Raw genomic sequence first — 24,288 nt, 5'->3', positions numbered from 1 at the left:
AAGGATCTTTTTCAGGCGGGGTGTCATTTCATGTCATTCCACTCGGTAGGCTTTACGAGCGAGCTGAGGCGCTCATTCCAACGCATGCCAGCCCGACCAAGGCCGGTCGCCCGCTTGGCCGCGAATGCAAGCCAACCGATGGCCCGCCTGCTCCCGCCATCTCGGATCGTTTGCCGCCACCTGCACGGCCATCGTCGTCATCCGGAACTCCCGGATGTCGCGAAGCAGCTCGAACCCCTCCCACCCTGTGACGTCATACCCGTAGACATCGCAGAACTCGCCGTACTGTTTCGAGTCGATCCACCCGAATGATGACCACTTGATCGCCGTATGTACCAAGTCCCACTCCGGCGGCCCGATCGACGTGCGCTCCAGGTCGAGCAGGATCACGCGGCCGTCGTCGGCCACCACGACGTTGCCCACCCAGGCATCGCCGTGAATCACGCACCAGGGCAGCCCGGTCGGCAGCTTCTCCCACCGCCGACGCAGCTGCGCCAGGTGCTCGCGCATCCAGCGTCGGTCATCGTGCGGCAAGGAAGCCGCACCCGCGATTCGCTCATCGAGGCGGACGAACGGTGCGACCTCTCCGAGCGTGAAATTCGCCGGCGGTGCCAGCGAGTGAAGCTTCTTGAGTGCCCCAGCCACCTGGGCGGGGGTGGTGGGATGGTGGGGTGGCAGCTCGCGCCAGAACGTCACCGCCCGACCATCAGCCTCGACAGGCTGATGGACATCGGGTTCAGCCTGGACGGCCTCGACGCCCGCGGCTTCCAACCACCGGGCCACCGCCACCTCCCGCGAAGCGGCAGCCTGTTGTCCTGGCCGACTGATCCGCACCACGATGCCGCCAGGCAGCCGGTAGATCGCGTTCTCGCCGAGTCTTAGCAGCTCGGCACCGGACGAATTGAAACCTGCTGCAGTGCAGGCAGACCGAAGAACAGCCGACACCTCCTCCGGGTTCGCCTCGCTCATACCCCCGCCACAACAGCGTCGATCCGGGTACGGAGTTCGTTGACCTCAGTCGTCCGCTGGTGCTGCTTCGCGAAGCCCGCCAGTTCGCGCAGATCGTCGGCAGCACGGCGTGAACGGATATGGCCAGCGTCAGCCAAGGCAGCTGTCCCCAGCTCCGTTGCTTCGACCGGATCGCCAGCTGCCATCGTGAGCGACGCCAGCTTGATGCCCGAGATCGCTCGGGAACGTACGTAGGTGTCGGTGTGCCCGTCAACGGCAGTCTGGAGGCGCTGCTTGGCTTCCGTGAAGAATCTGCCCTGCACGGCAAGGTCGAACAGCGCGTGGCCAGTATCGCCGGAATGCTGGGCCCCGTCGTAGTAGGACATCCACGGCGGATCGTTTTCGGGCGAGGCGTCGGCGAATGCTTCGTCTGCTTGCCCGACGGCCCACATTGCCTCTTCGACACGGTGAAGCTTGGCGAGCGCTCGCGCCCGTGCCGACTGCAACATGGCACGTTCAGTAGCTGTCAGCCGGTCCGAACGCACCATCGCCAGTTCGATGTAGGTAAGGCCGTCATCGGGATTGCCGCACCAGATCGCCTGGCGGGCCATCGACGACAGCACCTTCCCCCGAAGGTGCCAGTCGCCGGCTTCCTCGGCGCATGTCCAAGCCAATCGGAACATACTTCGAGCGTCAGCATGGGCGTAGGCGTCGAAGGCCATGAAGCCCGCGGTGTGCCCCAAGAATCCCACCGCGCTCTGCAATTCGGCACGGTGCCGCTCCGCGCAGTTGGCACTCAGCAGACTGACGGCGTAACGAAGTTGCGCGCCAACCGCTTCCCGGATCAGGCCGCCGCCGTAGGCATGGTCCCAGGTGCTGAACTCGCGGGCGGTTTGACGGATCTGCTCGATCTCCGTCGCGCCGACTGTCGACGGCACCGGGCTTGGCTGGATCGCACTGAGGAGATCCATCAGCGGCGCGGCGGCACCGGTTACCGTGACGCCGAGCGCGGCGCGAAGAAAATCTTGGCGCTTCACATCATCGAGCGTAGCGGCGGACGCGCCGGGCAGCTTGAACCACAACAGGTCCGCGGGCACCCGAAGGATCTGCGCCCACCGGATCAATTTCGACAGGTACTCCGGTGCCGGGCCCTTCTCCAAGCGACTGAGCTGAGCTTGCGTCAGGCCGAGCCAACCGGCGACGAGTTCCTGCGGCAGCGTCCGGCCGTGGTACGGATGCGTCCGGTACGCCGCAATGACCCGCCCCATGTGCCAGGTAGCGAGCGCATCGCGCATTTGATCGGTCTGCCAGAACCCGAATGGCACCTCCGGCGGGTGAGCCATCTCCTGGCGGAAGGTGGCCTCGCATGGGCCACAATATGGCTGGCCGTTGTAGCTGTTCAGGCGGTTGCCGCAGCGCGTGCAGTACCGCTGCGGCTTCGGTACCCGCGTCATCGTTTGCCCCCGGTGCGGTCGGGTTGTGCGCCGTTTTCCCTGGTCGGGCGGACATTACCACCGGTTCGACCCACCGCCTATACGTTTCATGTATATGTCAAACCCGCTGGTAAACCGGCGTACGGGCTGGTGTCGCGGCGCTGGGGTGACATACGGGAAATACCTAGCGGCGGTGCGGATTTCGGCATACCGGCGAATACCCGGGTCCGCCACTGTGGTCCTGGTACCCGGCCCCAAGCCGACGCCGTTAGCCGTGAACGGCGCACCCGCGCCCGGTGAGCCGGGCCAGGTGGCGAAAGCCCTTGGGGCCGGGTACCTATCGCCTTTCACGATCACCGGAGGTAGTCGGACCGATGCCGTACAGCACACTCGCCATCCACCAGTTGGCCACCATCACTCAGCAGGAAACTCACCTGGCACCTGAGACGCCTTTTGGCATCGACCAGGCGCACTCCGTCATGCAGTTCCACGTCGCCTGCCGGGCGAAACGGTGCCCGCGAAAGGCAGCGGCGCTCCAGACGCTGGCCGAGGCCGGCCGGGTCATCCCCTCTTCCAGCAAGCCGCGGTAAGTGCCGTGAACGAGCTACCGCTGTTCCCGACCGCCGAGCATCTTCAGCGGGCCTTTCGGGGCGACGTGGTGACGTCACCCCTGGCCGATCTGACTGACGCGGCTTCCGCCCTGATTCCCTTTCACTGCCAACGACGCGAGGCTATTCGGCAGATGGCGGAGCCGGATGCGTTGTCTGACAGCATGCTTCGGCAGGCGGTAGAGAATTTCAACGCAGCAGAGGCACAGCTCGCCACACTCGCCGCGACGATCGACCAGGCCGTGACGCGAGTCCTTCGAAGCCGCAAGCATGTGGCCGGGATGTGGCACACCGAAACTGTCGGCCTGGTGGTCTCTCGGCTGGCGGAACTCTGGCTGGACTACCTCGACAGGCAATCTCACGAAGATGCCTACTGGGTGGCCCGGATGAGTGACGCCTACAACTGCCTGGTCGCGGAACTGGCCACGGGTCGGCGGCTGCCGCCGGATATGTAGCTGTCGCAGCAAAAAGTCATCTTCAAACACATTCAGGCGCAACCAATTTCGATTCCATCGAGCGCCACTCATGTCGACACCGAAGGGATGACCGCCGTGATGTCACCAGACCCTCTGCGCCAGAGGACTTTCGTGCACGCAGATGGGAAGCTGGCCGAGTTCATGTGCCAAGTGCATCTGCTGGAGTTGACGTCGGAACGCGCCGAGGAACTGCGCCATATTCACAGGACACATCACCCGGACGAGTGTGTGGTGCACCTGGAGGCGGCCTATCTGCTACTGATCGAGGACGACTGAGGTGGTGCCCTCGATCGTCGGGGTACTGTGGCCCGCCTCCGTGTTCTTCACGGCGGTGCTCAGCTACCGAGTCGGGGCCTACTGGAGTTCGACGGAAAGCGTTGGACGGCACCGGGCGGGAGTGGTGCCAAACGAGGACCCCTGGGACCAGAAGCTGACGGACGACTTGGGACGAGGATGAAGCAGGACCATGGCCGACTTGAAGAAGCGCGGCGTCAGCCTGGTCAGTGCGACAGAGTCGATCGATGACACACCGGTCGGCCAGCTGATGCATGGCATCCTGGCCGCGTTCAACGAGTACCGCTCGCGCGAGGGCGGTGCCGACATCGCCTACAAGATCGGCCAGAAGGCCAAGGAGCCTAGAGCTGCTGCGCAACCCTTACGAGATGTACAAGAGGGCGAGCGACAAGGTTCGGCGCAGCCTAAACCATGCGATCTTTAAGCGGATCTACGTGTTCAACGAGGAGATCATCGGACACGAGTTGCAGCCCCACCCTGGCGGGGCTGCATGCGATACAAACTGGAGTTGCGGCCGTACGGCGTGGGGAAGATCCAGGCAGGGCGGTGGCGCTGGCGCGGAGTGTCCTGAGGCGCATCTGCCAGAAACGGAACTCGCCGCCCCGATGGGTGGCGAGTCGCTATGGTTGATTGAAGCCCTGACCTGGGGCTCTTCTTCAGGTCAGGGTTTGAATAAGGACCATATGGTGGGCCTAACGCTCCACAACCCGAACCCGCTGACGGTCGAAGGGCCCGCGATACGGATCAGGCCGTTAGGCATTCGGCAGATTGAACCACGGCGCAACCGGGACCGGAATACGCCGTGTCGGCCGGCACGGTGAGGGGACGTGGTGCGCTGGCGTGGATCATGATCGACCTGTTTCCGGTGCATGCTCGAATGGAAATCGGGGATGGCATGCTGGACGGTGGGCGTCGGATTTCCGCGATTGCGCTGATCAGGATTGGCGAAGTGGTTGGCTCGGCCGGAATTCAGGGTCGAGGCAGGGGTGCGTTCCAGGTGGTGCGGGTGCCGGGCCCACGCGGGAGCCCCATAGCGTGGCTGATGATGTTCGCTCATCGCCGCGCTGTCGACCGGGTGCGGGCGGAGCAATCACTGGCCGCCCGCGAACGCGTTTTCGGTCTTACACAGTTCCCGCCCGACAGCGATGTCGTGTACGACGAGGTCGGCCAGCGTCTCGTCGAATGTGCTGTTGCCCGGGAGGTACACAAACTCCGCGACCGCCAGCGCGAAGCGGTCGTGCTGGCCTTCTTCGGTGACCACACCTATGCCCAGGTCGCCGTGGACCTGGGCATCTCGGTCCCGACCGCTAAATCGCGGATTCGAGCCGGACTGAAAACTCTCGGCCGCCGCCTGCCATCGAGCTTGTACGACCTCCCGTAAAAGTCAACCTAACAGAGAACCCCGAGGCTGATCGGTGAAATTCGTTGAGACACTGATACTTCGAGCTGATACGCTGACTCGGCCGTCCGCCGCCGCCGGTCGAGGTAGTCACCCCTTCTCTCCGCTGCCGGCAGCGATATCGGGTGCGGCGGCACCCGTGCCGGGGTGCGGCAGAGTGGCCGTAAGGCCGGCCAGCAGCATATCGAGTCCCCGCTCCAGCTCGGCTTCACCGTCGTAGTCGGCCAGCAACGGCGCGAGTTGGCGCAGCAACGGGAACTCGGTGACCGGCAGCCGATGCAGGCCGAGTCGCAGTACTTCGTCGGACTCTTCCGGACGTTCCACCAATTCCTGCAGCTCATTGAGCACATGGCCGTAGAGGAAACCGAACAGCGCGCGATAGATGTGCAGCGCATCGGCTTCGGAGAAGCCGACATGGGTGAGCAAGGCCAGTATGTCCTCCAGCGGCCGGAGGACCGCTGGGGAACGCTGCCCGAGCGGCGTCGCCAGTGGTCGCGTCACCAGCAACGGAACCACCCGCGGATGCGCCAGCGCCAGTTCGCGGAAATCACGAGCAATCGTCCGCAACCGCCCGCGCCAATCCGGGTCGGACCTATCCACTCGCAGCTGTCCGAAGATGATCTCGGCGACTCCGTCGAGCACCGCCGCCTTGTTCGGCACATGCCGATAGATCACCATCGGGTCCCGGCCCACCGCCTCGGCCAAACGGCGCATCGACAACCCTTCGACGCCGTCGTTGTCGATGATCGCCAGTGCGGCCGCCAGCACTCCGGCGCGCGTGACCGGGCCGGCCACCCGACCGTTCGCGGCACGACTCACGTCGGCCCTGTCCGAGAAACCCTGGAGGTTCGATGACGATTCGTCCATGTTGCAGCCTCACTCGCCGGCGGGAAATGCGGTAGCGATAGAGTGTAGACCTACAGCGTTGACATTACCGTGTCCACGGGCGTCTACTGGAGGAACAGCACGTCTTCGAGCACCGACCACTGCGTCCTGAGCTGTCGATGCGGCATCGGGCACAGGTCGAGTGCCGAATATTTCGGCCGCCACGTTCCATCCCGACCAGCAAGGGACCGGTCACTATGGCCATCGCTCACACATTCGCACACAAGACCAGGGCCTTCCCGGAAGCAATCCGGCGCTATCTCGACCCGTTGCCCGAACACACCTCGAGCGCGCCGGCTCAACCCTCGCACCGACTTCACGAACCTGCGGCCACCCACCGCCCACCGCGACTGCGGCTGAAGCCGGAAGACGGCCATTCGGACTACATCGATGGCGCGTGGTGGCCCAGATCTACCGATCTCGCTACCGAGCTTCCAGAACTGTTGGCTGCCTTGACAACTCGGCTGGGTCGGGTCGATCGGATCGTCTACGATCCGGACAGCTGGTCCCCGCTGCCACGGCAGGTGACAGTGGCAGATCATTCGATCAGCCTCGAGCCGTACTGGTTCCAGTTGCGAAACACGATGTACGTCGTCGGCTCCAATTCCGCCGTCACGGTGCTACATGTGATCCTTCCATCCACCGACGGACGTACCGCCCACTCCGCGATGGTGGACGCCGTCACCGCGCAGCAGGAGTAGATCATGCCTCGCCTGCATGTACGACGCCCCGTCATCAGCGGCTTCGAATCGGACACGCCCGCACACGACGAGCGGCAGCCGTTCCGAACCCCCTCGCGCACACCGCTAGTGTCGTGACTGGAAATGTCGACGGCGCCTGGTGGCCGTGGACTACGAACCTCACGTCCGAGCTACACGACCTGATCAGTGCGGTCACCCCACGCCTCGGGCCCAGGATGCGCGTCGGCTTCGAATGGAACGCGACCAGCATCGCCCAGCGACGCATCGACACCGACGACCACATCCGCGTGCACGGTGCCAGTGACGGCCAACCTCCCGACGTGATGCGCCTCTACGGGGCACACGACACCGCACTGGCGCTGCTCGCCATCCCAGCCGACACGACCCCCGAGGTCGCACGCGAGCGCATGCGTCTCGCGGTGGCAGGACACATCGGCCCGCCGCCCGGGCCGTGACACCGGGACGCGGCCGAGGCAGGACCGTCGCTATGGCACAGGACAACGACCGCGCGCATCGGCAAAGCTCCGACCCGGTCGACGACCGAGTACCGCGACTGCGGCTGAAACCGGACTCGGCGAAGACCGGCTACGTCGACGGGGCGTGGTGGCCGCGCAGTGACAATCTCATGATCGAATTGCCCGCGCTGCTGGCAACCGTGACAGGCCGGCTCGGCCCAGTCCGCCGGATCACCTACCGCCTCGGTGAGTGGGCGAGCGCGCCCAGCGATCTGGTCATCGAGGGGCTGGCCGTCCGCCTCGAAGGCCACCGCACCGGCACCGTCAACACGATCGAGATGCTGGGCACCCGCGACCGCCGACTGGTCCTCCTGGTGATCCCGCCCTATACCGACGACCATCGGGCCTTCGCCGCAATGAACGCCGCATCCGCCACCGGCGACATCTCCACCGTGGACGAACTGTTGATGATCAGCCCCGGAGAACGACGAGCTCGCACCACACGAGCGGAGGCGGTGCGCCGATGGAGCTCCGAGGACCAGCGTTGACCTTGAAGGGTCGCGCACTCGATCTCGGCTACGCGGTCGGTTGGCAGTTGGTGCGTACCCTGCCGCAGCAGTGGGCGCTGGGCCTGTTCGGTCTCGCGGCCGATCGCGCGACCAGGGACGGCGGTCCGGTTCAGCTACGGCGCAACCTGGCCAGAGTGCTGGTCACCACTCCCTCGCAGGTGCCGGACGACCTCGTACACGCGGGCATGCGCTCCTACGCACGCTACTGCATGTGAACGATATGTGGGTCGCGCGGCAATCCCGGGCTGGCGCCGTCCCGGGCCGCTGTTGGTGTTCGACTCGGCGGAATTCGAATCTGAGCGGGCTCTGTCGGGCCGTGGTCGCTGCCGCTGGGTACAGGCTACGGGGATATGCGTTTGCGGTGCCGGGTCGGTTCCGTCCGGCGAGGTTCGCTACGGAAACCGGTGGTCGGGTACCGGCATGGAGTGGTTCGTCATCGTGGCTGTTCCGCGGCTGTGTTCACGGTCTGGCGGAACTGTGCTTCGGCGTGGGCGGGGAAGGTGGCGGGGTCGATCACCAGCAATCGAAGGCGCCGGTCGTGCGGACCGAAGACGTACATCAGTCCGGGCGGTTGTCCTGGGAGCGGTCCGGTGACCTCGATCCCGTCCGGAGGATCGATTCCGCGCTGGGACCGGCTCAGCGAATTCCAATCGAAGGTGATGCGCGCGGTGGCGCCCAGTCGCGTGGTCAGAGCGGCGACCAGGTCGTGCAGTTCGGTGGTGAGGTTGTCGGTTCTGGGCCACCAGGCACCGTCCACGCCCGCGGATTCCTCGTCACGGTCGCGTAGCAGCAGCCGCGGGGTGCGGGTCGGCGTGTCGAATGGTTGGCCGCCGCCCTCGGAGTGCTGGGGTCGGCCCGCACCACGGCCGGCAGTGCTACCGCCCTCCTTCGGCGGCGGGTTCTGTGTCATCTCGAACCTCCCGCAACCGCGATAGACGTATCTCGGTCCTGCAGGGCAACCGGCGCATCGTGTCCGCCTTCGTCGTCCCAGCGGCACAACGCAACCCGGTTCTGAATGTTCTCGAGGCTGCGGCGGGTACCGGAGGCCACGAGTTCGTCGGCGGTGAACTCGCTGCCCGGTCGAGCCGCGGCCGTCAGCAACGCCTGGGCTGCCGCGGCCTCGGTTCCTGCCGGGATCACCAGGAGGACGAGACGGGTGCCGTCGAGTCCCAGCACACAGAGCATGTGCGTGGGCAGATGCCGGTAACCGTCCAGGCGTACCGAACGCTTCCCGATCACTGTGCGCTTGGGTGCCGGGTCCCAGGCGTCGATGTTGTACATGATTCGTTCCACGCTGCCTGCCCGCCGGCCCAAAAGCGCCTCGAGACCGGCCATTTCGGCGACGAGGTCGGTCGTGTGGGGCCACCAGGCCCCGCCCACCACCCCGGGCCTGGGCGCTTGCGGTAACCGCCGTGATCGCGGCGAGGCGCCGCTGCGGAGGGAAAAGCGTGCCGAGCGGTCCAGCGGGACCGGCTCGTGTTGTAGCGTCATCGCGACGCTCCTGACCGGGACGGCATTGCGGTCCCTGTTCATTCACCGAGCGACGACGAGACTGTGGCTGTCTCGTACGAAAAGCCCCCGGCACCTCGAGCCTACCCGCGATGTACCCGGGCTGCCCCTCGCGTGTGCCGACGAGCGATCTTCGGGCTTCACAGTGAGCCCATTCCTGAAGCAGAATCCCTCGTCGGCGAGTCGAATCTGGACAGCGCCCACTACTCGGCGTTCACTGGGGAAGTACACCTCCCGGCGTTGGGGGACTTCATGAGCACCATTTTCCGGCTGATCGGGCCGATCTCCGCGGCCCGGCGCGCCGGTTGCCCGGCCCACCGCGACACCACTGCCGGGACCGGACGACCTCCGCGCGGTCCCGAGAACCGGCCGAGGCCAGAACACGGCGACGTCCGTTCCGGAGTTCGTCGGGGCACCGACCCGACTGCGCGGCACACTCGGGCCGCTCCGGGAGCCTGCGGCGACGAAACCGTGACCTCCTCAGTCGGCGGTGGCCGATGGCCCTGACCGAGCGTGCGTGGGATCTCGGATACGCGGCAGGCTGGCAACTGGTGCGGGCCTTGCCGCAACGGTGGGCGATGCGATCGTTCGAGGCCGTCGCCGACCGTGCCGCCCGTGACGGTGGACCGATTCAGTTGCGGCGCAACCTGGCCAGGGTGCTGGCCACCACCCCGGCGCAGGTGCCCGACGAACTCGTGCGCGCGAGCCTGCGCTCCTACGCGCGCTACTGGTGCGAAGCGTTCCGGCTGCCGTCGATGGATCCGGCTCGGTTGGCCGAGCGCATCGACTCCGTCGCCACCGGGCTCGAACATATCCACGAGGCGGCCGAGCGCGGACGCGGGGCGGTGCTGGCGCTACCGCACAGCGGCAACTGGGAGGTGGCCGGCGTCTGGCTGGTTCAGCGGATCGGTTCGCCGACGACCGTCGCCGAGCGACTGAAACCGGAATCGCTGTACCGACGCTTCGTCCGGTTTCGTGAGCGTCTCGGTTTCGAGATCGTCCCCCTCAACGGCGGCGCTACCCCACCCTTCCAGCATCTGACCACGCGGCTACGGCAGGGAGTCATGGTCGGGCTCCTCGGTGAACGCGACCTGTCCGGCACGGGAGTGCCGGTCACCTTCTTCGGTGAACCGGCACACATGCCGGTCGGTCCGGCTCGGCTGGCGATCGACACCGGCGCCCCGTTGCTACCGGTGCAGTGCTGGTTCACTTCCGACGGCTGGGGCTTCGATGTCGGCGCACCGATCGACACGGCCGGCGGTCTGCGGCCTACCACGCAGGCATTGGCCGACCGATTCGCCGCCGCGATCGCCGCCCATCCCGCCGACTGGCACATGCTGCAACCGGTGTGGGACGCCGACCAGCTCCCGCGTGAGCGGGCTCGTAGCGTTCCGCGTCCCTGAGCCGGCCCGGGCGGCCATCACCGCCCGCGCCGGTGCCACACTGTCTACCCACGCCCGCGGCCACCTGCGTGCACCCGCTGGCTCGTCCGGAATCACAAGCGTATTCGCCGGCGACGGGGCCTTATGGTCAGCGCAGGTTGGGGTGATCGCCGAGATGGGCGCCCGCGATCATCACGATGACCGGCCGAAGACGTCGAGCACGGCCAAGCTGTAGTCCTGCGGGATCGGATCCTAGGCCGACCGTTTGACCTACGCGGTGGACTACACGGCGGTCTGATCCCCGGCTGGTCGAGGATCACCGGAATTCGGTGCGGAACCGGTCGGCGCGGGACGGGCGGACTCTGGATCGGGGGACGCGGTGGTCATCGATGCGGCGGCGGCCGATTCGCGGGCGAGGAAGGCGCCGAGTTCGCCGATCGCGCTCATCAGTGGTGCCGGGAACACGACAGTGCTGTTCTTGTCTACGCCGAGGTCGACGAGGGTCTGCAGGTTGCGCAGTTGCAGCGCCAACGGGTGCGCCATCATCGTGTCCGAAGCGTCGCCGAGTGCGGCGGCAGCCATCGATTCGCCCTCGGCGGCAATGATTTTCGCGCGCTTCTCCCGCTCGGCTTCGGCCTGGCGGGCCATCGCCCGTTTCATGCTCTCGGGCAGTTGGATGTCCTTCAACTCGACGAGGGTGACTTCGACGCCCCATTCCAGGGTGGCCACATCCAGAATCTCGCGGATGTTGGCGTTGATGACGTCGGTCTCCGACAACGCCTCGTCGAGCGTGTGCTGGCCGACGACCTTCCGTAGCGTGGTCTGCGCGATCTGATCGATGGCCGCGTTGACGTTTTCGATGGCCACTACCGATTTCACCGCATCGATCACGCGAAAGTATGCGACGGCGGAGATATCGACGCTGACGTTGTCGCGGGTGATGATGCCCTGGGACTGGATCGGCATGGTGATGATGCGCAGCGATACCTTCGTGAGCCGATCGATGACGGGAATGATCAGGGCCAGACCCGGTTCCTTGACCCCGACCACCTTGCCGAGCCGGAACAGCACACCCTTTTCGTACTGGGTTACGACTCGCACCGACCGCGACAGGCCGATCAGGACCACGATTACGACGACAACGACAACGGCGATAACGATGGACATAGCACGTCCTCCGAGGGGCGGGTCACCGGGCAGTCGGCGAAGGTCCGCGCGCCCAGTTGTAGACGAGTGTCGCGGCGACCCTGGGTCCGAATACCGAAACGGTATTCAACACGACGATAAGCCGACGCGCGTTCACAGTCCACGCCCGGGTCCAATGCCCCGGTTCGGCGGACATCCGAATTCGGCTGTAAACAACCCCGCTGAGCGCAAACTTCGCCCGCAAAGCCGCGTGTTGTCAACGACACGAAATCTATTGGGCACCGGCTGAACCGGACGCGGCGTAGCGTGAAGGTCTGGGCAGCGCTTCTCGAAAGAGGGGAACGGATGTGGGAACGTCGACACGGATCGCCTCCTGCTTGATGCGAGTGTCCGACCTCGAGCGTTCCGTGGACTTCTATTGCGACGTGTTCCGGTGCAACGTCGCGATTCACGAGCCGGACGCGGCGCTTCTGTTGACGCCGGACGGCTTCCAGCTCTACCTGCGTACGCGCGAGGCGATCTACACACGCGATATCAATGCCGTGGGCGTCGAGCAGGTCATCTGGTCCGCGGGCAGCGAGCAAGAACTGCGACAGATCGAACAACGTCTGCGCGGCCACGATCCCCGCATTTACACCAATACTCTGCACGGAATCTCCTTCGTCGACGGCGTCGATCCCGACGGCATTCGCGTGCTGATCACCTACCCGACTCCCGAACAACTTCCTCGCGAGGTCATCGACCGCCGATTCCGGTAGCCCGACAGAGACTCGATCATCTGTACCGGCGCGGCGTCGCGCACGTTGTCCGTTCGGCCGTGCGCGCTGGTCGCCGGGTGAGATTCTCTGCACCCGCCGTTGGGATGGGGATCGTCCGCCGGTGCACTGTGTCCGGCTTCGTCGTCCCAGCGGCGCAACGCCGCCTGGTTCTGGGCCGGCCGGGGGGCAACGCCCTCAACGATGGCGTCTTCTGACCGTTTCCGATCCGTGCCCCGCGCCCTCCGGTTTCGACCGCTCAACCGATCCCGCCAGCGTAAAGGCTGCCGCCGAGAGCCGGGTCATCGGCGCAGGTCAGCTTATCCGTTGTTTTTCGGCGCCGGCCGCCGCGCCGGGGTCCTTCTCATCGGGAGGCGTTGACCGGTCGATCAGATCATTTTTGTCAATCCCCTCCTCACACAGCGAACTCCACCGGCCATCGTCAGCTACCGGTCGGTGACGCTTCATATTTCACAGGAAACGACTCTTGCCGGCAGGTGATTCCTATCGCCGATCTGGGCTGCAGTTGGTCGTGTATGTCGACACCCTGGGGGTGGCGAGTCCTCGCTCGGTGCTCGCGCCGATCACTGAGTGGGCGGACAGGGGCGATGGACCACGTTTCTTCCACGCTGCGCTCAGCTGGGGCCGTTCCGCACCCCCATCGGTGTCCTGGGCGTCCGGACACCCGACTGCGGACTTCCCCGATGCGAGCACGAAATGCCAATCCGGCACCGCCGCAGGCGATGTCAATTGTGCCGACCATGATCGGAACCACCCCGCCCGACCGACATCGGAATTCGCGAATGAAGCCGGGCGCCCGAGCCGGACGGCGGCGCCGACCGAAGCGGGGGAGCAAAGATCAGTCCTGGTGTGCAGCTTCCGGGCAGCTACCGGCTGAACGGAAACCGGACTGAAACCGGACCAAAGAGTCATTGCCGAGGTGCCGTCGCTGGGCGGTAACTGATATCAGCAGCGTCATCCAGCTGAGTCGGTGCTGGAGGTCGGCGAGCGTCGCGGTGCCTTTCGGGTCCGCGGCCGCGCTCATGGCGGCGCGGGCGAGTTCGCGGTCCGTGCGGGGTGGGACGATCAGCAGCGCGATCGTCCTTTCACCGCTTGCCGGCAAGCCGACTGTGTGGTGCGGCCGGTGCCGGTAGCCGTCGAGCCGCACGCGATGCTCGGCTGTGTTGAATGCCCTTGGCGCGGTGGACCATTCGCCGAGGTTGTAGACGATCCGGTAGATGGCCCCGCAGCCGAGCTCGAATGTCGCCGGCAGGTCCGGCAGTTCGGCGAGGAGATCGTCCCCGTGCGGCCGCTACGCCCCTTCGACGGTGCGCGATACGTCGGCTTCGGAGGTGAATCGCAGGCGCAGCGGACGCCGCCGGGGCTGAGTAGCGGGGGATTACAGCATCAGTGTCGCTTCTTTCATCGCGCTCGGGTTCACCGTGTTTCCACGTCGTTAGTCTACGTCGTAGACATACGTTGCAGGAGCGGCCTACGCTGGAGCTATCCGGCCACCCTCGGCCGGATGAGAACCGAGGTTGTGAACGATGGCACCTACCGACTCCGAGCCCCCTGTCCATCCGATCGGAGCCCCGCGCGGGCATGAACTCGACGAGATTCGCCGCGATGTCCGGAACCAGCGCGGCATACGCACATGATCATCGTTACCTTGTTCGCCGGTATAGCGATCGGAGCGGTCGCGATGGCCCTGGTCGATCGCCGCCGATCCGGTGTCCACCCCTATGCCCGGCGAGCCCGTCCCGGCCTCCGTCACCACGATTCGGCGGCCGACCGCGACCTGCATGAAAACGCCGGCGGCTCGCGGCATATCCGCACTCACCCCAGCTGGCGAGACCGGCTCGAGCAACCGCACCCAACCAGCGGGGAAACCAACCGAACCGAGGAGTTGCCGTGATCGTCATCATCGGACTCGTCATCCTGGTTGCTGCCGTAATCATCGGCGTCGTAGGAGTATTCGCCAATAGCGGCAACAGTCATCTCCTGACCGACAACTTTGCGGTGTTCGGCTATCACGTCAGCGGATCGACCGGGGTGCTGTTCCTTTACGGCATGGTTCTCGGCGCCATCGCGGTCGCCGGATTGGGCCTGCTACTCGCCGGCACCCGCCGCACTGCCCGCCGTGGACGCGCCGCCCGCCACGAACTGGAGTCCACCCGACGGGAGACCCCGGTCTACTACAGTCACACCGGCACCACCAGCGCCACATCCGAACCTTCCGAGGTCGCCGAACACGACACCGGAAACCGGACCCCGCCCCACCGGCACGGTCGGGGAAGACTGTTCGGGCGCAGGTCGACAGCGAACTGATCGCCGGTGCGTCCGAGTGCGTCGTTTCAAAACCCCGGTCTACCCGCACCTTCGCAGGGCAGGTAGACCGGAGTCGAACAGGCACTGCGCGGACTGGAGAACCTACGGTCGTGATCCTGGAGCACGAAGTCGGTTTCGGAGCCTTCGAAGATGAGGTGGCAGTCGTGTGGTTGTCGATGCCGAAACGTTGTCGGATTGCCGAAAACTGTTGTGCCGCAGAGCGTCATAGTTGATGGATGGGGGATCTCGAAGAGCGTCGTCGATGCGGACCGGACGCAATGTGCTGTCGGGATGTTCCGCTACGCCGTCCGCAAGCACGCGCTCAGCGTCAATCCTGTCCGAGAGTCGCAGTGGACCAAGAACATCGAAGTCAAAGGCCGGACCGGCGGCGCTCGCGGCATCACCATCGAGGACCTGCGGTTCATGCTCGCGGCGGTGCGGACCTCGCGGCTGCCGTGCCCGCGCAAGCTGTCTCGCGCGGCACGCGATCGCGGGACTCCGGTGAAGTCCTACACCGCGCCGACGGTCGCGGACTACTGCGAGAGCACCGACTTGGCCGACTGGGTCACCCTGCTCGCGGCAACCGGCCTTCGCCGCAGCCAAACCCTGGGCCTGCTCTGGTCGGACATCGACCTCGACGACTGCACACTGCACACTGCGCGTCAGCGGCAAGGTCGTCCGCGTGAAGGGCCAAGGGTTGGTGCGGGTGGAGAAGGACGATGACCCGAAGAACCGTCGCGGAGTGATTGCGCTGCCGGAGTTCGCGGTGGAGATGTTGCGCCGCCGCAAGGTCGCGCTGGCCGCACGCCGGCTCGCGTCACCGCCGGACCCGAACGCGAAGGTCTTGGATCTGGTCTTCCCATCGACGGTGTGGGCGCTGCGTGATCCGCGGAATGTCGGTCACGAGTGGCAGCGAGTCCGCGACGCTCTGGGCATCCCGGAGGACGTCACCGCCCACAGTTTCCGCGGCGCGGTCGCCACGATCCTCGACGACGCGGGTTTGCCAGCCCGCGTCACCGCCGACGTTCTGATGCACGTCGACCCGGCCATGACCCAACGCCACTACACGGCCCGAGGCCGAGCCCGCAGAGCAGCTGCGGAGGCGCTGGATCGAGCCGTCAGCGGACAGTTCTGACGCACCACGCGCAGCGAATTAGTTTGGGATTTTGTTGGAGGATCAGACCAACGAGGTAGATATTCGGGCGGAGGAAACCCGCTCTGACCTGCGATCTAAGCGGGCCTAACGCTCCACAACCCAAACACTATGACTGTCGAGGGGCTGGCGATTCGGATCAGGCCAGTAGGCGTTCGACAGGTTCAAACAAGGCGCGACGGCGATGGGCATACGCCTCGTCGGCCAACACGGTGAGCGGATGTGGTGCGCTGTCAGCGATCGTGATCGACCCGCTTCCCTGCACCCGGTACCGCTGCCAGCGCCGCGTTGGCCGCGGTACCGTCGGTGGTGGAGGGGATAACCTGCAGTATGACGACGATGCCGTGCGCGCTGTGTACGTGCATCGTGTTGAAAAGCTCGAAAGGATAAGGGTCCAAGTGGGTTCGATGACTGCCGAGCTGCAGGTGCCGGGCAGAGGGTGACCATCCGGTGGGGTCGTAGACGACCTGTCGCACCAGTCCGAGGCGCGGCCGCAGGGCGGTGAGCAGTCCTGGGAGTTCGGCGGCGAGGTCTTGTGTGCGGGGCCACCAGACACCGTCGATGTGGCCGGTGCCATCGCGGCGCGGACGCAATCGCAATCGTGGTGTACAAAGCGGTGGGCGGCGAGGCGGTGCAGGATGCAAAGTTGTCGATCGTTGCGCCATGAGACGCTCCTGTCACAGCCCGCCAGGGCCGGAATTCGAGTCGGAGACGACGCGACCTCGACTGGTCGGCATGCGAGGTGCCTCCGAATATGGTCCAGCCTACTCGCTGACATCTGCCGGGCGACCTGCGCGAATGGAATCGAGGGATGCCACATGCGGCACCGTCTGTCGGATTCCACGCTTGCGTTGATCATCATCGGTGAATGGGTCCGCGCGGCCAGAAGACCCTGATCGCCGCCCGGCGTGCGCGGGTGCATCGTGCTCGGCGGACACCCACCAGCCGACCGCGTTCCTGATTTCTCGGGTCGGTACGACGAGTTCGCGCCATATGTAACCCGGATACCGTGCGGGAGCGAATCTGTAGATATGCGAGCCCGTGAGGTGAAAATCGGGCACACCTACGTGGTCCTGGTCCCCCAGCGGCTGCCGGCCGCGCGTTATCCCGACCGTGAGGTACCGGGTACATCGATGTGGGTGGCCGGGCTTCTGACCGGTGCCAGGTTCCGCTTCACCGTCACCGGCATCGACTACGACACCGCACCGGTCATCGTCGAAGGGCTACGACTGATAGAACGGGCCCATACCGACGTCGAACTCACCGACGATCAGGCCACCGCCCTCGGCCTGCTACCCGGCCAGGGCTATCACGTTGTCGGCTTGGTGCTCGACCGCCGCGGGCATCCGGCTCGCTTGCCGTGCCTGGAAACCATTCGAGTACCGATCCGATGGGTGTATGCCGCCGATGATCCCCGCCTGCGACGCCGCACCCACCGTGACGCTGACCTGTGGCCATACATGTAGACCACACCGTTGCGTAGGAGGGAGATCGGCCCCAGCGTGCGCCTCGGCCGGTGTGACGCCGTCGGCACCCTCGGGGTGCAAGTGGTAGGGTGGCCGGCGATTTCCCGGCTGGACACGGTGCCGGCGCGAGATGACCGTGGCAGGGCTCCCTCGCCGGCACCGAGCCTTCCGGTCCCTCGATTCCCCGGCTCAGTGAGGAAGCCGAAGGCACAACAAGCCGGCTTGGGCAAACCGGCCCGCGGAATCCGTGGCACACACCAAAACCTCGACGGCAACCGCCGCCCGACAGCGTGTGATGTTGTGGTGCTCCACAACCTAGCGCATCACCCGCGCGAACCAACCCACAACCGGCAACATTCACAGCCACACAACCCCGGCCGCACCATCGCCGGTTTTCCCGGATCGATCGGCCGCCTCCAACTCTTCCGTAGGTCCCTTGCGATCGAGCTACCGGCCCCGCCTCCGTTCCCACCCGCGTTCTGACCTCGGCGGGATAGAACGGGCTCTGCGGCCACCGAATCCGTAACAACCGGGCGCGGACTCGGCGACAAGTGAGGCGCTCGCCGATTGGTCCGACTAACGAATTTGCCGTGTTCGCGATGCAGCCTGAGCCGAGGGCTGGGCAGACCCTCGAGGTAAGCGCGAGCCGCACGCGCCCTCGCCTGGGCGGCACCCAATCGAGCGACGGCTTCGGCCAACCGCTCGTTCGCGACCTCAGCTCGATCCCACGAGCGGCGAACCGCCCGCCGTGCAGACGCGAACTCCCGGCCGTAACCCGCACCGCTACTTCCTGACATATCTCGATCCGCCGATCGGCCGCGAACCCCACCCGCACATCGGTCAACGCGCATTACCCGAACAGGCCTCCTGCTACACACATTGCTGTGACGTCTCGGCGCGCCCCGTCGACACCGCTCCCGTTCCGCGCCATTGGGAAGCGGAATGTGGCTACAAGCGAGCGAATCCCGATCAGGGTTCGTGGCCGTCACTGCCGGGCAGCGTCGGTCCGAGCGGCTCGCCCGGCCGCCGCGAGTACCGATGTCGCGAGGGCAGGATCGGTGCTCTCCGGGATGGCTTGCAACACGATCACGGTGCCGTTGGTCGCGCACAGATACATGATGCCGAACAACTCGAACGGGTACCGGTCCAGGCGCACAGCGCGTCCGGCGACGATGGGATGCCGGTCGGTGGTCGACCAGGCGCGCGGATCGTAGACGATGCGCCATATCTGTTCTGCTCGCGGCCGAAGTGCGGCAATCAGATCGGGTAGCTCGGCTGTCAGATTGCTCGATCGTGGCCACCAAGTCGCATCGATATAGCCGCTCGCGTCAGAATCCGGGCGCGGACGTAATCGAGGGGGGTCGGTGAGCGTTCGATCACGGACGGACACAGACGCGTTCAGTGATGGTGGCGTCATGGGACGCTCCTGCCGCGGCCTCCGCGAAGACCGGATATCGCATTCGGGGACGTCGCTACCTCTGCTGGTCAGCGCACGTGATGCCGCCGAATGCTTCGACTCTACACGCAGCGCTCGGCGCGAGTCCGGTCCCGCAGACCCGTCTCCCTGTTTCCGCCCCGGGCGTGGCAGCGAGTGCCTGTCGGCGAGTGCTGGCCTCCCGATCGGCACAATTCACCGGATCGTGCGGGCGATCCGGTTCCCGCGGCCGCTCGCATAATTCTCGGTAGCCAGACAGCGAAATCAGCGGCGAACCGGTGTCGGTCCGGTAACAACGCCCCTCACGCTGCTAACACCCGGCATCCTGGAGCGATGCTGTAGGTGTCGCCGATCCGACGACGCAGTCCGGCCGCTTCTGCCGCCCCGGATATGGACTCAACACGCGTCGAGGCGAATTTCAGCGCTGTGCAGCGCGAGCATTGGCTCGACGGTTCGGCCAGGTGGCACGCACCCTCGCTGCCGGGCATCACCTTTTTGCGAGACGAACGGTGTGCGATGAAGGACGAGCTACGTCCCCGTAACGGTACTTCGACGACCAACGCTGCAAGTTTGACCACCTTGCTGCGAGAGACTGCGAACGGCAACACCGATTCCTTCGCCGCGTTCTATCGATCGACCAGACCTCGGTTGCTCGCCAGGCTGACCTTCATCCTGCACAGTCCGGTTCTGGCCGAGGAAGTCAGCCAGGAAATATATCTTCACATCTGGATCGCGGCCGGGGACTACGACGCCGACCGCGGAACTCCCATGGCATGGCTGATGATGTTCGCTCATCGTCGCGCTGTCGACCAGGTGCGCTCGGAGCAAGCGCTGGCCGACCGCGAACGCGCTTTCGGCCGTAGACAGTTCCCGCCCGACCATGACGTGGTCTACGACGAGGTCGGCCAGCGCCTCGACGAACGCGCCGTCGCCGGGGAAGTGTGCAAACTTCGCAGCCGCCAGCGCGAAGCAATCGAACTGGCCTTCTACGGTGACCGCACCTACGCTCAGGTCGCCATCGATCTCGACATCCCGCTACCGACCGCCAAAGCGCGGATCCGAGCCGGACTGAAAACCCTCAGCCGCCGCCTGTCGTCAAGCTCGTACGACCTTCCGTGAAAGGCGGTCATCCTTCCTCTGCCCCGCAGGCAGTGGCATCGCGTGTGGCGGTATCCGCGCGGGGAGGTGACAGTGTGGCCGTGAGGCCGGCGAGCAGGATGTCGAGTCCACGTTCCAATTCGGCGCGGCCGTCGTAATCGGCCAGCACCGGGGCGAGTCGGCGTAACAACGGAAATTCTGTGACCGGCAACCGATGCAGACCGAGGCGCAGCACTTCGTCGGTCTCTTCCGGGCGTTCCACCAATTCTTGGAGCTCATTGAGCACATGACCGTAGAGGAAGCCGAACAATGCACGATAGATGTGCAGCGCATCGGCTCCGGAGAAACCGGCACGGGTCAGCAATGTCAGTACGTCCTCGAGCGGCCGGACCACCGCTGGGGAACGTTGCCCGAGCGGTGTCGCCAGCGGCCGCGTCACCAGCAACGGCACCACCCGGGGATGCGCCAGCGCCAGGGCGCGGAAATCGCGAGCGACCTTCCGCAGCCCGCCGGCCCAGTCCGGATCGGCGCTGTCCACTCGCAGTTGCGCGAAGACGATCTCGGCGACACCGTCGAGCACCGCCGCCTTGTTCGGTACATGCCGGTAGATAACCATCGGGTCCCGGCCCACCGCCTCGGCCAAGCGGCGCATCGACAATCCCTCGACGCCGTCACTGTCGATGATCGCCAGCGCCGCCGCGAGTACTCCCACGCGCGTGACCTGACCGGCGCCACGACCGTTCGCAGCACGACGCATGCGGGCACCACCTGTCGGATCCTGGACGTCCGATGACGTTTCGTTCATGACGCAGGCTCATTCCCTCGAGGCCGACCACCGTAGACATAAACTGTATACCTACAGCGTTGACATTGTCTCGACATGGGCGTCTACTGGAGTTGTCACTCCCATTCGAGCGTCGGCACCCGCGTCCCTCTTCTCTCGGCGAGTCGGCAGCCACGGATTCGGACACAGGCAACGGTCGACATGCCGATCATTGCCACCACATTCCGCCTCGACGAGTAAGGACCGGTCCATCATGACCATCGCTCACACAATCGCAACCAAGACCAAGGCTTTTCCGGAAGCAATTCGCCGCCACCTCGATCCCCTACCCGAACGCGCCTCCGCCGCCCCGGCTCCCCTCTCGACCGGCCCGCCCGAAGCCGCGGTGACCCACCACCCACCGCGACTGAGCCTGAAGCCGAAAAATCGCCACTCGGACTACATCGACGGTGCGTGGTGGCCCGAGTCCACCGACCTCGCTACCGAACTCCCGGATCTCCTGGCTGTCTTGACGATTCGGCTGGGTCCGGTCGATCGGATCGTCTACGACCCGGACGGCTGGTCACCCCCACCCCGGCAGATGACGGTCGGAAGTCGTTCGATCAGCCTCGAGCCCTATCCGTTCCACTTGCGCAACACGATGTATGTCGTCGGCGCCGACACCGCCGTCACGGTACTCCGCGTAATCCTTCCATCCACCGACGCCCGCGCCGCCCACTCCCAATTGGTGGCCGCCGGCACTACACGGGAGGGATAGATCATGCCCCGCCTCCATACACGACGTCCCATCGTCAACCACTTCGAGACGGACACGTCAGCCTCGGACGAGCGACAGCCCTTCCGCACACCCACACGCACACCCCGTCTGATGCTCCGCGAACGCGGAGCCGTCCCGGGAAACGTCGACGGCGCCTGGTGGCCGTGGACCCCGAATCTCACGTCGGAACTGCACGACCTGATCAGCGCCGTCACCCCACGCCTCGGGACCACGATGCGCGTCGGATTCGAATGGAACGCAACAAGTCTCGCCCAACGACGCATCGACACCGACGACCACATTCGCATACAGGGCCGCAGCGACGACCAACCGCCCGAGGTCATGCATCTCTACGGAGCGCACAACACCGCACTCGCACTGCTCGTCATCCCCGCCGCCACCGCGCCCGAGGTCGCCTGGGAACGCATGCGGCTCGCCGCGGCCGGCCATCTCGGCCCACCACCCGGACCGTGACACCCGCAACCGACCGATACCCGCTCGAGATAGGAGCGTCGACCATGACACCGGACAATGTTCACCCGAACAGGGAGAACTCGGGCTCGGTCGGGGAATTGGTACCCCGGCTGCGGCTGAAACCGGAGTCGGCGAAGACCGGCTACGTCGACGGAGCGTGGTGGCCGCGCAGCGACGACCTCGTTGTCGAGTTGCCCGCGCTGCTGGCGAGCGTGTCGGGCCGGCTCGGACCCGTCCGCCGGATCACCTACCGCCTCGGTGAGTGGGCGAACGCGCCCAGCGATCTGGTCGTCGAAGGGCTGGCCATCCGCCTCGAAGGCCACCGCAACGGGACCGTCAACACGATCGAAATGCTGGGCACCCGCGACCGTCGACTGGTCATCCTGGTCGTCCCGCCCTACACCGACGACGATCGGGCCCTCGCCGCGATGAACGCCGCCGCCACCACCGGCGACGCCTCAACCGTGGACGAACTGCTGATGATCACCCCGCGAGAACGGCGCAACCGCACCGCACAAGCGGACGCAGTGCGGCGATGGCGAACCGGCGATCCGAATCCGCACGACCGATGAAAAATCGCAGCGGGCGCATGCCCGCCGCGCCGACTCGTCGCGGGCTCGTCAACCGGCACACACACTGGGCCGGTCGAACGCGTCGGCTACTCGTTTGAACCGACGCGTTCTCGATCGCTGCATATTCCCGGGAAGATGCGGTGACCTGCCAAGCCCATACCCCAACGGAACCGACCCAAACCGACTGTCCCTCATTGATGGCCTGCCGCTGCAACTCGCGCACAGGCACATCGACCCCAGCGAAGCCTCCGCAGTGATCACCAGCTTCGTCGCACTCATCTTCGGCGATCAACTAGCCCAACGAGTTCGCGCGATGCCACATAACAGCGAATCCGCAGGTCAGTGACCTGCGGATTCGCTATGAAGTGGAGCTAAGGGGAATCGAACCCCTGACCTTCTCGATGCGAACGAGACGCGCTACCAACTGCGCCATAGCCCCGTGGCTCGTTTCCGAGCCAACGGAGGAGAACTTTAGCAGGTGACTGTGGAAGATTCCGAATCGGCTGGTCGGGCGGGGGAACGGCGGGCAGGAGGTGGGAGAAGGTCAGGGGTGGGGTGGCGGGAGGAGAACCGGCTCAGGTGGGTTCCTGGGTGGGTGGGGTGAGGGTGAGGCCGGCGGTGGTGGCGGCTTCGGCGAGGACCGTTTCGAGCATGGCGGGGGTGAGGCGGCCGGTGAAGGTGTTCTGCTGGCTGACGTGGTAGCAGCCGAACAGGTCGAGGCGGTGGCGGCCGGGGCGGGCGGGGTCGATCGAGTAGTGCACGCCGTGGCCGAAGGTCGGGCGGGGGCGGGGGACCTGCCAGCCGGCGGCGGTGAGGGCCGGCATCAGGGCCTGCCAGCCCCAGGCGCCGAGGACCACGACGGACCGCACGGTGGGCGCCAGGAGTTCGAGTTCGTTGATCAGCCAGTGCCGGCAGCGGTCGCGCTCGTCGGTGGTGGGTTTGTTGTCGGGCGGGGCGCAGTGTACGGGTGAGGTGACTCGGGTGCCGATGAGGCGGAGTCCGTCGTCCCGGCGGGTTGCGGTGGGCTGGGTGGCGGCGCCGATCGTGTACAGCGCGGCGAACAGGACGTCGCCGCTGCGGTCGCCGGTGAACATGCGGCCGGTGCGGTTTCCGCCGTGGGCGGCGGGGGCCAGCCCGACCAGCAGCATGCGGGCGTCGTCGGGACCGAATCCGGTCACCGGACGGCCCCAATAGGTTTCGTCGCGGAAGGCGGCGCGCTTCTCGCGCGCGACCTGTTCCCGCCAGGCGACCAGGCGCGGGCAGGCGCGGCAGTCGACCAGGGCGGCGTCCATGGCGGCCAGATTCGGATAGTCGGCGGTCGTCGCCGGCTGCCCGGTGGTGCGCATCCGTTCGCTGCGGGTGGTCCTGGACACCCTCGGCCCTCCGTTCGATCGGTACCTCTGCGAGTGTGCCCGCTCGACGCGGGTGCTGCCACGCCGGCGGGATCGGTAGCTCCGTATTTGCGATGGGGATCGCGCTGAGAGCCGATTGATTTCGTTTGCCCGGCATGCCCGGGGTGCGGGACCCTGCTCGGCTCCGGGTGCGGGTAACGATCGGCACCGGGAGGCGGTGATCGGCGGTGGTGGCTTTGGAAAGCCGGACGGTCGCCGCGGTGAATCGGTCGGATGATCAGCTGTTCGGCGCGGCCGACGTACGGGTTG

General features: G+C 65.9%; 27 protein-coding genes, 1 tRNA gene and 2 pseudogenes. 18 read left to right on the top strand and 12 right to left on the bottom strand.

Annotation, left to right across the window (positions count from 1 at the left end; genetic code table 11):
* Positions 1-72: 72 nt before the first annotated feature.
* Together ON37_RS21885 and ON37_RS21880 are read right to left on the bottom strand one after the other, a co-directional pair.
* Positions 73-969 carry an aminoglycoside phosphotransferase family protein gene (locus ON37_RS21885; RefSeq protein WP_040721836.1) on the bottom strand — a complete coding sequence of 299 codons (897 nt, stop codon included), beginning with the start codon at positions 967-969 and terminating at the stop codon, positions 73-75.
* Entirely contained in the window at positions 966-2,402 is a 1,437-nt protein-coding gene (locus tag ON37_RS21880) for a helix-turn-helix domain-containing protein (protein WP_245553330.1), read from the bottom strand. Before ON37_RS21880 ends, ON37_RS21885 begins: the two co-directional genes overlap by 4 nt.
* A 574-nt stretch (positions 2,403-2,976) precedes the next feature.
* Here ON37_RS21880 and ON37_RS21870 point away from each other — a divergent pair.
* The 4 genes from ON37_RS21870 (at position 2,977) to ON37_RS21850 (ending at position 5,140) form a co-directional block, all read left to right on the top strand.
* The gene (locus tag ON37_RS21870; RefSeq protein WP_040721833.1) at positions 2,977-3,444 is read left to right on the top strand and encodes a hypothetical protein; all 468 of its coding nucleotides are present in this window, start codon (positions 2,977-2,979) and stop codon (positions 3,442-3,444) included.
* A 132-nt stretch (positions 3,445-3,576) separates the two neighbouring features.
* On the top strand, positions 3,577-3,741 hold the full coding sequence (locus tag ON37_RS21865; RefSeq protein WP_245553328.1) for a hypothetical protein: 165 nt from the start codon (positions 3,577-3,579) through the stop codon (positions 3,739-3,741).
* A gap of 190 nt (positions 3,742-3,931) precedes the next feature.
* Entirely contained in the window at positions 3,932-4,183 is a 252-nt protein-coding gene (locus ON37_RS21855; protein ID WP_040721831.1) for a recombinase family protein, read from the top strand.
* A gap of 423 nt (positions 4,184-4,606) precedes the next feature.
* On the top strand, positions 4,607-5,140 hold the full coding sequence (locus tag ON37_RS21850; RefSeq protein ID WP_157171541.1) for a sigma factor-like helix-turn-helix DNA-binding protein: 534 nt from the start codon (positions 4,607-4,609) through the stop codon (positions 5,138-5,140).
* A gap of 108 nt (positions 5,141-5,248) precedes the next feature.
* On the opposite strand, the gene ON37_RS21845 is transcribed toward ON37_RS21850, so the two are convergent.
* Positions 5,249-6,025 (bottom strand): TetR/AcrR family transcriptional regulator C-terminal domain-containing protein, encoded by a 777-nt coding sequence (locus ON37_RS21845; RefSeq protein ID WP_083893189.1) that lies wholly within the window; start codon positions 6,023-6,025, stop codon positions 5,249-5,251.
* 137 nt (positions 6,026-6,162) lie between these two features.
* On the opposite strand from ON37_RS21845, the gene ON37_RS34285 reads away from it, so the two are divergent.
* From ON37_RS34285 to ON37_RS21825, 4 genes and pseudogenes are all read left to right on the top strand, one after another.
* The gene (locus ON37_RS34285) at positions 6,163-6,744 is read left to right on the top strand and encodes a DUF5994 family protein (protein ID WP_306306502.1); all 582 of its coding nucleotides are present in this window, start codon (positions 6,163-6,165) and stop codon (positions 6,742-6,744) included.
* A 113-nt stretch (positions 6,745-6,857) separates the two neighbouring features.
* Entirely contained in the window at positions 6,858-7,199 is a 342-nt protein-coding gene (locus ON37_RS21835) for a DUF5994 family protein (RefSeq protein ID WP_245553326.1), read from the top strand.
* Positions 7,200-7,231: 32 nt separating this feature from the next.
* Positions 7,232-7,747, top strand: coding sequence for a DUF5994 family protein (locus ON37_RS21830; RefSeq protein WP_040721830.1), 516 nt, complete (start codon positions 7,232-7,234; stop codon positions 7,745-7,747).
* Positions 7,723-7,974, top strand: a pseudogene (locus ON37_RS21825) (LpxL/LpxP family acyltransferase); the annotation flags it as partial. The gene ON37_RS21830 and the pseudogene ON37_RS21825, both read left to right, overlap by 25 nt.
* A gap of 227 nt (positions 7,975-8,201) precedes the next feature.
* Here ON37_RS21825 and ON37_RS21820 read toward each other — a convergent pair.
* Both ON37_RS21820 and ON37_RS33705 read right to left on the bottom strand, forming a co-directional pair.
* Positions 8,202-8,678 carry a DUF5994 family protein gene (locus tag ON37_RS21820; protein WP_040721828.1) on the bottom strand — a complete coding sequence of 159 codons (477 nt, stop codon included), beginning with the start codon at positions 8,676-8,678 and terminating at the stop codon, positions 8,202-8,204.
* A complete protein-coding gene (locus ON37_RS33705) occupies positions 8,675-9,259 on the bottom strand; it encodes a DUF5994 family protein (RefSeq protein ID WP_157171538.1) in 585 nt (194 codons plus the stop codon). Before ON37_RS33705 ends, ON37_RS21820 begins: the two co-directional genes overlap by 4 nt.
* A gap of 515 nt (positions 9,260-9,774) precedes the next feature.
* Here ON37_RS33705 and ON37_RS21810 point away from each other — a divergent pair.
* The gene (locus ON37_RS21810) at positions 9,775-10,680 is read left to right on the top strand and encodes a phosphatidylinositol mannoside acyltransferase (protein WP_040721827.1); all 906 of its coding nucleotides are present in this window, start codon (positions 9,775-9,777) and stop codon (positions 10,678-10,680) included.
* Between the two features lie 261 nt (positions 10,681-10,941).
* On the opposite strand, the gene ON37_RS21800 is transcribed toward ON37_RS21810, so the two are convergent.
* Complete coding sequence (locus ON37_RS21800) at positions 10,942-11,826, bottom strand: slipin family protein (protein WP_051031894.1); 885 nt, start codon at positions 11,824-11,826, stop codon at positions 10,942-10,944.
* Between the two features lie 326 nt (positions 11,827-12,152).
* On the opposite strand from ON37_RS21800, the gene ON37_RS21795 reads away from it, so the two are divergent.
* The gene (locus tag ON37_RS21795) at positions 12,153-12,563 is read left to right on the top strand and encodes a VOC family protein (RefSeq protein ID WP_040721825.1); all 411 of its coding nucleotides are present in this window, start codon (positions 12,153-12,155) and stop codon (positions 12,561-12,563) included.
* Between the two features lie 856 nt (positions 12,564-13,419).
* Here the strand turns inward: ON37_RS21795 and ON37_RS31130 are convergent.
* Positions 13,420-13,857: pseudogene (locus tag ON37_RS31130) on the bottom strand (DUF5994 family protein); the annotation flags it as partial.
* Positions 13,858-14,471: 614 nt separating this feature from the next.
* Here ON37_RS31130 and ON37_RS33700 point away from each other — a divergent pair.
* From ON37_RS33700 to ON37_RS31120, 3 genes are all read left to right on the top strand, one after another.
* Positions 14,472-14,888, top strand: a complete 417-nt coding sequence (locus ON37_RS33700) for a hypothetical protein (RefSeq protein WP_083893188.1) — start codon at positions 14,472-14,474, stop codon at positions 14,886-14,888.
* 291 nt (positions 14,889-15,179) lie between these two features.
* Positions 15,180-15,611 (top strand): site-specific integrase, encoded by a 432-nt coding sequence (locus ON37_RS31125; protein ID WP_051031891.1) that lies wholly within the window; start codon positions 15,180-15,182, stop codon positions 15,609-15,611.
* Complete coding sequence (locus ON37_RS31120; protein WP_168441348.1) at positions 15,595-16,023, top strand: tyrosine-type recombinase/integrase; 429 nt, start codon at positions 15,595-15,597, stop codon at positions 16,021-16,023. Before ON37_RS31125 ends, ON37_RS31120 begins: the two co-directional genes overlap by 17 nt.
* A 251-nt stretch (positions 16,024-16,274) precedes the next feature.
* Here ON37_RS31120 and ON37_RS21770 read toward each other — a convergent pair whose 3' ends face one another.
* A complete protein-coding gene (locus ON37_RS21770; protein ID WP_051031889.1) occupies positions 16,275-16,640 on the bottom strand; it encodes a DUF5994 family protein in 366 nt (121 codons plus the stop codon).
* Between the two features lie 432 nt (positions 16,641-17,072).
* Between ON37_RS21770 and ON37_RS21765 the strand changes: the two genes are divergently transcribed.
* Positions 17,073-17,507, top strand: coding sequence for a hypothetical protein (locus ON37_RS21765; RefSeq protein ID WP_040721823.1), 435 nt, complete (start codon positions 17,073-17,075; stop codon positions 17,505-17,507).
* Positions 17,508-18,492: 985 nt separating this feature from the next.
* Here ON37_RS21765 and ON37_RS34280 read toward each other — a convergent pair.
* Complete coding sequence (locus ON37_RS34280) at positions 18,493-18,924, bottom strand: DUF5994 family protein (RefSeq protein WP_245553318.1); 432 nt, start codon at positions 18,922-18,924, stop codon at positions 18,493-18,495.
* Positions 18,925-19,512: 588 nt separating this feature from the next.
* Between ON37_RS34280 and ON37_RS21760 the strand changes: the two genes are divergently transcribed.
* Positions 19,513-20,061 carry a sigma-70 family RNA polymerase sigma factor gene (locus ON37_RS21760; RefSeq protein WP_051031888.1) on the top strand — a complete coding sequence of 183 codons (549 nt, stop codon included), beginning with the start codon at positions 19,513-19,515 and terminating at the stop codon, positions 20,059-20,061.
* Between the two features lie 7 nt (positions 20,062-20,068).
* Here the strand turns inward: ON37_RS21760 and ON37_RS21755 are convergent, their stop codons facing one another.
* Complete coding sequence (locus tag ON37_RS21755) at positions 20,069-20,797, bottom strand: TetR/AcrR family transcriptional regulator C-terminal domain-containing protein (protein WP_040721822.1); 729 nt, start codon at positions 20,795-20,797, stop codon at positions 20,069-20,071.
* Between the two features lie 280 nt (positions 20,798-21,077).
* Between ON37_RS21755 and ON37_RS21750 the strand changes: the two genes are divergently transcribed.
* The 3 genes from ON37_RS21750 (at position 21,078) to ON37_RS21740 (ending at position 22,627) form a co-directional block, all read left to right on the top strand.
* The gene (locus ON37_RS21750; protein ID WP_051031886.1) at positions 21,078-21,581 is read left to right on the top strand and encodes a DUF5994 family protein; all 504 of its coding nucleotides are present in this window, start codon (positions 21,078-21,080) and stop codon (positions 21,579-21,581) included.
* A 111-nt stretch (positions 21,582-21,692) separates the two neighbouring features.
* Entirely contained in the window at positions 21,693-22,055 is a 363-nt protein-coding gene (locus ON37_RS21745) for a DUF5994 family protein (protein ID WP_245553315.1), read from the top strand.
* A gap of 44 nt (positions 22,056-22,099) precedes the next feature.
* Positions 22,100-22,627: a DUF5994 family protein gene (locus tag ON37_RS21740; RefSeq protein ID WP_040721821.1), complete on the top strand. Its 528-nt coding sequence runs from the start codon at positions 22,100-22,102 to the stop codon at positions 22,625-22,627.
* Between the two features lie 366 nt (positions 22,628-22,993).
* Here the strand turns inward: ON37_RS21740 and ON37_RS21735 are convergent.
* Both ON37_RS21735 and ON37_RS21730 read right to left on the bottom strand, forming a co-directional pair.
* A tRNA-Ala gene (locus tag ON37_RS21735) sits at positions 22,994-23,066 on the bottom strand.
* 136 nt (positions 23,067-23,202) lie between these two features.
* Positions 23,203-23,973: a uracil-DNA glycosylase gene (locus ON37_RS21730; RefSeq protein WP_051031903.1), complete on the bottom strand. Its 771-nt coding sequence runs from the start codon at positions 23,971-23,973 to the stop codon at positions 23,203-23,205.
* Positions 23,974-24,288 lie beyond the last annotated feature (315 nt).

This window comes from Nocardia veterana NBRC 100344 (assembly GCF_000308855.1).
GTDB lineage: Bacteria > Actinomycetota > Actinomycetes > Mycobacteriales > Mycobacteriaceae > Nocardia > Nocardia veterana.
This window is presented reverse-complemented; position numbering and strand designations above follow the sequence as displayed.

Bases quoted from the DNA above. Each gene is read 5' to 3' on its own strand.
- ON37_RS21730 (WP_051031903.1), bottom strand. From the start codon at position 23,973: ATGCGCACCACCGGGCAGCCGGCGACGACCGCCGACTATCCGAATCTG.
- ON37_RS21810 (WP_040721827.1), top strand. From the start codon at position 9,775: ATGGCCCTGACCGAGCGTGCGTGGGATCTCGGATACGCGGCAGGCTGG.
- ON37_RS21765 (WP_040721823.1), top strand. From the start codon at position 17,073: ATGCGAGCCCGTGAGGTGAAAATCGGGCACACCTACGTGGTCCTGGTC.
- ON37_RS21745 (WP_245553315.1), top strand. From the start codon at position 21,693: ATGCTCCGCGAACGCGGAGCCGTCCCGGGAAACGTCGACGGCGCCTGG.
- ON37_RS21800 (WP_051031894.1), bottom strand. From the start codon at position 11,826: ATGTCCATCGTTATCGCCGTTGTCGTTGTCGTCGTAATCGTGGTCCTG.
- ON37_RS21880 (WP_245553330.1), bottom strand. From the start codon at position 2,402: ATGACGCGGGTACCGAAGCCGCAGCGGTACTGCACGCGCTGCGGCAAC.
- ON37_RS21885 (WP_040721836.1), bottom strand. From the start codon at position 969: ATGAGCGAGGCGAACCCGGAGGAGGTGTCGGCTGTTCTTCGGTCTGCC.
- ON37_RS21750 (WP_051031886.1), top strand. From the start codon at position 21,078: ATGACCATCGCTCACACAATCGCAACCAAGACCAAGGCTTTTCCGGAA.
- ON37_RS21755 (WP_040721822.1), bottom strand. From the start codon at position 20,797: ATGCGTCGTGCTGCGAACGGTCGTGGCGCCGGTCAGGTCACGCGCGTG.
- ON37_RS21845 (WP_083893189.1), bottom strand. From the start codon at position 6,025: ATGGACGAATCGTCATCGAACCTCCAGGGTTTCTCGGACAGGGCCGAC.
- ON37_RS34280 (WP_245553318.1), bottom strand. From the start codon at position 18,924: ATGACGCCACCATCACTGAACGCGTCTGTGTCCGTCCGTGATCGAACG.
- ON37_RS21740 (WP_040721821.1), top strand. From the start codon at position 22,100: ATGACACCGGACAATGTTCACCCGAACAGGGAGAACTCGGGCTCGGTC.
- ON37_RS33705 (WP_157171538.1), bottom strand. From the start codon at position 9,259: ATGACGCTACAACACGAGCCGGTCCCGCTGGACCGCTCGGCACGCTTT.
- ON37_RS34285 (WP_306306502.1), top strand. From the start codon at position 6,163: ATGCGGCATCGGGCACAGGTCGAGTGCCGAATATTTCGGCCGCCACGT.
- ON37_RS21820 (WP_040721828.1), bottom strand. From the start codon at position 8,678: ATGACACAGAACCCGCCGCCGAAGGAGGGCGGTAGCACTGCCGGCCGT.
- ON37_RS21850 (WP_157171541.1), top strand. From the start codon at position 4,607: ATGATCGACCTGTTTCCGGTGCATGCTCGAATGGAAATCGGGGATGGC.
- ON37_RS21855 (WP_040721831.1), top strand. From the start codon at position 3,932: ATGGCCGACTTGAAGAAGCGCGGCGTCAGCCTGGTCAGTGCGACAGAG.
- ON37_RS21830 (WP_040721830.1), top strand. From the start codon at position 7,232: ATGGCACAGGACAACGACCGCGCGCATCGGCAAAGCTCCGACCCGGTC.
- ON37_RS31125 (WP_051031891.1), top strand. From the start codon at position 15,180: ATGTTCCGCTACGCCGTCCGCAAGCACGCGCTCAGCGTCAATCCTGTC.